The following is a 1422-nucleotide window of genomic DNA, read 5'->3' as shown; positions in this document are numbered from 1 at the left end:
CGCCCGGTGCGGCGGTCAGCTCCACAAGCGGCGCGGCTGCGGCCTCCGCAGGATCCGCACTGCCGGAAGCGGCGGAAAATATTCGTAACAGCATGGACTTTGCTCCGGCTGTAGACTGCCTCAAGGGGCCGGGGTTGGCAAGAAAAAGGGCGCTCCTGAACGGCCGCAGGGCTGCGGAAGCATTCCATAGCTTGTCAAAGTGGCCTTTTTCTTGCAATGTTACTCGTGATAACGAGGCGGACCAAGAACCTTCACAGGATGTTTGTCGAGGCTGGCATGAACAAAGTTTTGGCGCAAGATGAAGTGGATGCCCTGCTGCGCGGGCTTTCAGGCGGCGAAATCGAGAGCGAGGTGGAAACGCCGGAAGACGATTCCGGCATAGTCGCTTTTGACCTTGCCAATCAGGACCGCATCATACGCGGGCGCATGCCCGTGCTTGAAATCGTCAACGACCGTTTTGCCCGGCTGTGTACCAACGCGCTCTCCAACTCTGTGCGCAAACGTGTGGAACTGAACCCCATATCCATTGATATGACCAAGTTCGGCGAATTCATGCGTTCTCTGCCTGTACCCACCTCCATCAATATTTTCAAGATGGATCCCCTGCGCGGCAACGCCATCATGGTGGTGGACTCACGCCTGGTCTTTGCCCTTGTGGAAAGTGTTTTCGGCGGCGCAGGCTCCCAGCCCAAGGTGGAAGGACGCGAATTTACCCGCATTGAGCAGGCCGTGGTGGACAAGATCGTCAAGATCGCCCTGGACAATATGGAAGAATCCTGGCGGCCCGTGCACGACGTCAAGCTGGAACTGGTGCGCAGTGAGATCAATCCGCAGTTTGCGGCCATTGTGCCGCCCAGCGATGTGGTGGTGGTCATCACCTTTGAGGTGGAACTGGACACGGCCCTTGGCTCCATGATCATCTGCCTGCCCTACGCCACCATTGAACCCATCCGCTCCAAGCTGCATGCCAGCTTTCAGACAGAACGCCTTGAGGTGGACCATGCCTGGGTGGCGCGCCTTAAAGAGCGCCTTATGGAAACTCCGGTGGAACTCAAGGTGTGTTTCGGCAAGACCACCATTACAGGCAACCAGCTTTTGCGCATGCAGGTGGGCGATGTGCTGGTGCTGGATAAGGATGAAGAAGACCTGCTTGACTGCACCGTGGCGGGCGTGTGCAAGTATCAGGGCATTGCCGGCACAATAAAGGCCATGAAATCTTTTCAGATTATCAAGGAAAACGAGCCGCAGTACACCTGATTGCAGAGCGTTCAGCCCCTGAAGCAGCCCGCGGCTTATGCCTGAGACCCTTGCCAGACAGCGGGCGGACAACGTTTTTGCAGCCGTTGACCCGCTCACTCGCCAGCCAAAGCCTGACCGGGACGGCCTTACGGCAGACGGCTCACGGCAAAGCCGCCCGGCCTG

1 protein-coding gene is annotated in these 1422 nt (G+C 57.9%); it reads left to right on the top strand.

Features of this window, described 5'->3' with window-relative positions; translation table 11 throughout:
* Positions 1–276: 276 nt before the first annotated feature.
* Positions 277–1257, top strand: coding sequence for a flagellar motor switch protein FliM (gene fliM, locus V6C16_RS13265; protein ID WP_333536016.1), 981 nt, complete (start codon positions 277–279; stop codon positions 1255–1257).
* The last annotated feature ends 165 nt before the right edge of the window (positions 1258–1422 follow it).

The sequence above is a fragment of the Desulfovibrio sp. 1188_IL3213 genome (genome assembly GCF_036763145.1).
Lineage (GTDB): Bacteria > Desulfobacterota > Desulfovibrionia > Desulfovibrionales > Desulfovibrionaceae > Desulfovibrio.
Note: the sequence above shows the minus strand (reverse complement) of the source record. Positions and strands in the feature narration are given on the sequence as shown.

What these genes read in the sequence shown, in the direction of transcription:
- fliM (WP_333536016.1), top strand. Translation starts at nt 277, where the DNA reads ATGAACAAAGTTTTGGCGCAAGATGAAGTGGATGCCCTGCTGCGCGGG.